6 protein-coding genes are annotated in these 5,493 nt (G+C 51.7%); 2 read left to right on the top strand and 4 right to left on the bottom strand.

Annotated features, from left to right (window positions below; all coding sequences use genetic code 11):
- The first annotated feature begins 4 nt into the window (after positions 1–4).
- Together OB13_RS10230 and OB13_RS10225 are read left to right on the top strand one after the other, a co-directional pair.
- Positions 5–757, top strand: coding sequence for an ABC transporter ATP-binding protein (locus tag OB13_RS10230; RefSeq protein ID WP_461490067.1), 753 nt, complete (start codon positions 5–7; stop codon positions 755–757).
- Positions 758–1,807, top strand: coding sequence for an MlaD family protein (locus OB13_RS10225; RefSeq protein ID WP_461490066.1), 1,050 nt, complete (start codon positions 758–760; stop codon positions 1,805–1,807). It abuts the gene before it with no gap.
- Between the two features lie 126 nt (positions 1,808–1,933).
- Here the strand turns inward: OB13_RS10225 and OB13_RS10220 are convergent, their stop codons facing one another.
- From OB13_RS10220 to mgtE, 4 genes are all read right to left on the bottom strand, one after another.
- Positions 1,934–2,335, bottom strand: a complete 402-nt coding sequence (locus OB13_RS10220) for an HIT family protein (RefSeq protein ID WP_461490065.1) — start codon at positions 2,333–2,335, stop codon at positions 1,934–1,936.
- Between the two features lie 4 nt (positions 2,336–2,339).
- Positions 2,340–2,813, bottom strand: a complete 474-nt coding sequence (greA, locus tag OB13_RS10215; RefSeq protein WP_461490064.1) for a transcription elongation factor GreA — start codon at positions 2,811–2,813, stop codon at positions 2,340–2,342.
- A gap of 402 nt (positions 2,814–3,215) precedes the next feature.
- Entirely contained in the window at positions 3,216–4,166 is a 951-nt protein-coding gene (locus tag OB13_RS10210; protein WP_461490063.1) for an NAD(P)-dependent oxidoreductase, read from the bottom strand.
- A gap of 15 nt (positions 4,167–4,181) precedes the next feature.
- Positions 4,182–5,493, bottom strand: a 1,312-nt coding sequence (gene mgtE / locus OB13_RS10205) for a magnesium transporter (protein ID WP_461490062.1), incomplete at its 5' end; no start/stop codon positions are given.

Raw genomic sequence — 5,493 nt, 5'->3', positions numbered from 1 at the left:
AAGAATAGACAGAAATAAAAAGGTCATCGAGATCAAAGGGCTCAAAAAAGCCTTCGATGATTTTGAAGTGCTCAAAGGGGTGGATCTGGACCTTTACCAGGGCGAGAACCTGGTGGTGCTGGGCCGCTCCGGAACAGGGAAATCGGTGTTGATCAAGATCATATCCGGTCTTCTGAGAGCCGACCAGGGATACGTCAATGTACTCGGAAAAGAGGTAGACAAACTCAGCCCGAGGGAGCTGGAAGCCCTGCGCCTGAAGATCGGTTTTTCTTTCCAGAACAGCGCGCTCTACGACAGTATGACGGTGAAAGACAACCTGGAATTCCCCCTGATCCGGCATTCAAAAGAACTTACTGAAAAAGACCGCGACCGGATCATCCGGTTCGTACTGGAAGCGGTGGGGCTTTCACAGGCCATTCACCAAATGCCTTCCGAGCTTTCCGGCGGACAAAGAAAACGAATAGGTATAGCCCGCACGCTGATTCTCAAACCGGAGATCATGTTGTACGACGAGCCCACCGCTGGCCTCGACCCGATCACCAGTATGGATATAAATAACCTCATCAACGACGTGCAACGTAGATTCAATACCTCCTCGATCATCATCACGCACGACCTTACCTGTGCCCGTGCAGTTGGCGACCGCATTGTGATGCTGCTCGACGGGCAGTTTCAGCGGCAAGGCACTTTTGAAGAAGTATTCGCTACAGAGGATGAGCGGGTAAAAGCGTTTTACAATTATAACTTTATAGACTAAATGAGCACGGCAGATAATAAACGTTCCGTAATCGTCGGAATCTTCGTATTTCTGGCCCTTGTAATCCTTGTTGCAGGCATTTTCACGCTGGCAGGACAGCAGAAGCGCTTCATCAGCACCCTCGCAGTCCGGGCTGTGTTCGATGATGTGGCCGGCCTGAAGACGGGTAATAACGTCTGGTTTTCGGGGGTCAAGATCGGCACGATCAAAGCGATCAACCTCTACGGCGACTCGCAGGTGGAAGTGGTCATGAACATTGAGCAGCGGGCACAGGAGTATATCCGCAAGGACGCCATTGCCCGCATCAGCTCCGAGAGTTTTATCGGCAACAAGAACATCGTGCTCGATGGCGGCACCCAACAGGCAGCACCGGTAGAGAACGGGGATGTACTGAAGGCTGTCAACCCGCTCAACACCGATGACCTGATGGAGACCCTGCAGAAAAACAACAAGAACCTGGTCGACATTACAGATGATTTTAAGCAACTGAGCGGCAAGATCGTACGTGGTGAAGGAACCATAGGCGCTATCCTGACCGACTCCCTGCTGGCCAACGACCTGCGGGCTATGGTCGACAACCTGCAGCAGACTTCGCGCAGTACGGTAAGCGCCTCGCGGGCCCTTTCTCAGTTTACGTCCAAGCTGAACACACCCGGTGGCCTGGCCAACGAAATGCTGACCGATAAAGAAGTGTTTGCGCAACTCAAAACCTCCATGGCACAGCTGGAGGAGGCAACCGCTTCGGCCAATGAGATCACCGAGAACCTGCGAACGGCTACCAACAAACTCAACAACAATAGCAATGCGGTGGGGGTGCTGCTGAGCGATGAGAAATTTGCCAGGCAGCTCCAGAGCACCATGCAGAACCTGGAGACGAGCACCGAGAAATTTGACCAGAACATGCAAGCCCTGCAAAACAATTTCCTGCTAAGGGGCTACTTCAAGAAACAGGCCAAGGAAGAGGCCAAAAGACTCGAACAGCAACCAACTCAACCGCTGCAGCTGCAGGACTCTACGATTCAGCAATCGGATACGCTTAAGCAAAAGTAGAAGGAGGACGCAGGACACACGAGTCCTTCCTGACTCAGAACTCGTGACTCAGAACTCTATTTCCATAATGCAAAAAGGGCAAATCTAAACGATCTGCCCTTTTTGCATTATGGAAATAGAATTGCTTTAAGCTGCCCCGTATTCCTGGCGGATCCGGGCGGCTGTTTCTTCGAATTCTTCTTTGCTGAACTTCTGCTTGTTGGCAAAATTCATGTCAGCCATTTTGTTCAGCGGGATCAGGTGTACGTGTGCATGGGGCACTTCCAGTCCTACTACTGCTACGCCGATCCGCTTGCAGGGGACGGCCTTCTCTACGGCGGCGGCCACCCGTTTGGCAAAAGCCATCAGGCCCAGGTATAGCTCGTCCTCGAGGTCAAAGATATAGTCGATCTGCTGCTTCGGAATCACGAGGGTATGGCCTTTGGTCGTCGGAAACACATCCAGAAAGGCCAGGTAACGGTCGTCCTCTGCTACTTTGTAGGCAGGTATATCTCCTTTAACGATCTTTGTGAATATGGATGCTTCCATTGTTTTATCGGCTGATTTCCAATACTTCAAACTGCAACTTACCTGCAGGTACGGTAATTTCGGCCACATCGCCGACGGACTTGCCTAAAAGTCCTTTTCCGATAGGCGATTTTACAGAGATTTTACCTGATGCCAGGTCCGCCTCCTCTTCGGCTACCAGCAGGTAGTCCATGACCATGTTGTTTTTGAGGTTCTTGATCTTCACTTTGGAAAGGATCAAGGCTTTGCTTGAATCCAGGTTCGATTCATCGATGAGGCGGGCATTGCCTACTACTTCCTCCAGTTTGGCAATTTTGAGCTCCAGATGCCCTTGTGCGTCTTTTGCGGCATCGTATTCGGCATTTTCGCTCAGGTCACCCTTGTCGCGTGCTTCTGCCAGTTGGCGTGCTACCTCCGCACGGCCTTTCGTTTTGAGCTCTGCCAGTTCGGCCTTCAGTTTCTGTAAACCTTCTGCAGTGTAATATGAAATGTTGCTCATAATAATGTTTTTTCTCTTTTTAAAACACAAAAACAAAAAGAACGGCTATGTCACACATAACCGTTCTTTTTGCCTAATATGTTGATGGTTGATTAAATCTGTTTTAAGCCTGCCTTTTTGTGTACTGTTGGGTTACCGTATAATTTAAGGAAATAACCTGCTTCAAAAGGAGCGCCCCGAGTAACCCTCGTCGGATACCCTTTGAAACAAATATACGAACTTTTTATATACAAGTAGTATTTCGCAAATAGTTATTATTTGTTAATGAGCCGGCATGAATACCAGCTATTCTGCTCATAGTTATACGTCTGCACCGAAATTAAGCTGCTGGATTGTCTCTCACACGCTGAACTTCCTGCGTCAGTGGCTGCGCTATACCTGGTTAACCTTTCCTTCTTCCCGCTACAATTTGCCGGCTCGCTTCAGCGCAGCGAGCTTCTCTACCAGTACCTCGTTGATCTTGACGTAGGATTCATACGTCCAGCCGGCGATGTGCGGCGTGAACACCACATTCGCGGCAGCGGCCAGGTAGGTATAGTTCTGCTCCTGGTGCGCGGTCAGGGTATGGAGCTTCTCGTTTTCGAGTACATCCAGCGCAGCTCCTTTCAGGGTTCCCGCCTGCAGGTGCTGTACCAGCGCGGTTTGATCCACCACCTCTCCCCGCGATGTGTTCAGGAACCAGATCCGCTTGCGGAAGGCGCTGAAAAAGTCATCGTTGGCAAACGTGCGGTTCTCAGGTATAAACGGTATGTGCAGACTGACAATGTCGGCCTCCGCCTGCAACTGTTCCAGCGAAACCCGCTCAGCCGGTGCGCAGATCTTGTCTTCAGCATAGCGGTCATAGGCCAGTATGCGGCAGCCAAAACCACTTAACACCTGGGCGAAGCTCTGTCCCATGTTGCCATACCCGATAATGCCGACTGTCTGGCCGCTGATCTCCTCTCCCCTGTTCTCTTCGCGCAGCCATACCTTGTCCCGCACCTGCCTGTCGCCGCGAGTGATGTTGCGCATAAGTGAGAGCAGCATACCCAATGCATGTTCCCCCACTGCCTGCCGGTTGCCCTCGTTGGCCCCGATCAGTGCGATACCGCGTTCCTGCAACGCCTCGGCATCAATGTTGTCTACCCCTGCTCCTGCCCGGGCGACGAACTTGAGCTTACCGGCCAGCCGGATGGTATCGGCCGTAATGCGCATTTTGCTCCGCACGATCAGTCCGTCAAAACCGGCCAGCGCTTCACATACTTCCACCGGCTTTATATCCGGACGGTAATCGGCTTCCATACCGATGCTTTCGAGCATGGGAAATAGGCTGGGATGAATTTCATCTATAATCAGGACGCGGGCAGCAGTCATAGCAAAAAACGAGGTTTATAAATCATACAGCATATGGGCCACACCAAAATAAATAGCCAGCCCCAGCAGGTCGTTGGCAGTCGTGATGAAAGGACCGGCCGCCACCGCCGGATTCACGCCTAACTTATCGAGCAGCATCGGCGTCAGCGTACCCATGAGCGAGGCCAGCATCACCACCGAAAATAATGCAAAGGATACGACAATGGAAAGTTTCAGATCCTGGCGGAAGAGGTAGGTAAAGACAAACACCAGCGCCGAAATGATGAGCGCATTCAGCAGGGCCACCATGATCAGCTTGAAAAGACGTTGGGCAAAATTATCAAATATCACGGCGTTGGAGGACAGGGTCTGAATGATGATCGAAGAAGACTGTATACCTACGTTTCCTCCCGTTGCGGTGATCAGCGGCACGAACAACGCCAGCACCGGCAACAGGGCGATATCCCCTTCAAAAAACTCCATGAAGTAGGCGGCAAACAAGCCCCCCACCATGCCGATGATCAGCCAGGGTATACGGGAACGCGAGATACGGAATACACTGTCGTCTTCCTCCACATTTTCGGAGATACCTGTCATGAGCTGGCGGCTGAGTTCGGCCTGCTCCTGCATCACATCGATCATGTCGTCGATCGTGATACGGCCCAGCAGCCTCCCCTGGATGTTGACCACAGGTATAGCTTCCAGGTCATATTTCTGCATCACGCTTACCACTTCGTTCTCGTCGCGGAAGGACTCGATGGAGATCACGTCCGGGCTAAAAATATCTTTTACCAATTTATCATCCCGTGAGAGCAACAGGGCTTTGATGCTCAGGCGTCCTAACAGGATATCCCGGTTGTCTACCACATAAACCGTATAGATCTTCTCCACATCCTCGGCCTGCCGGCGTATCTCTTCAATACATTGTCGCACCCGCCAGTTGATGTTCACCTTGATCAGTTCCTTGGCCATCAGACCGCCGGCGCAGTCTTCTTCGTAGTGCAGCAGGTCCAGGATGTCTTCCGCTTTCTCCTCGTTGTCGAGCAGGGCGATGACTTCTTCGCGCCGCTGCACATTCTGCTCGTTGAGAATATCCACGGCATCATCCGAGTCCATCAGGTTGACATAGCGGGCTATTTCCTGGCTGGTAAAGTATTGCAGGAAATCGGTACGGATGTCGTAGTCCAGGTCACTCAATATCTCTGCTCCTATCTCGGGGGGCAGCAGGTCCAGCACATACTTCGATTCGTTGGCATCGAGCTCATACAGCACCGTGGTGATGTCAGCCGGATACATCTCAGACATGGTCTCGAGTAAAAACGCTGTGTCCTGACGCGCGATCGCTTCT

Source organism: Pontibacter sp. HJ8, assembly GCF_054824225.1.
The sequence above is the reverse complement of the archived record's forward strand: the minus strand, read 5'-3'. Positions and strand labels throughout refer to the sequence as shown.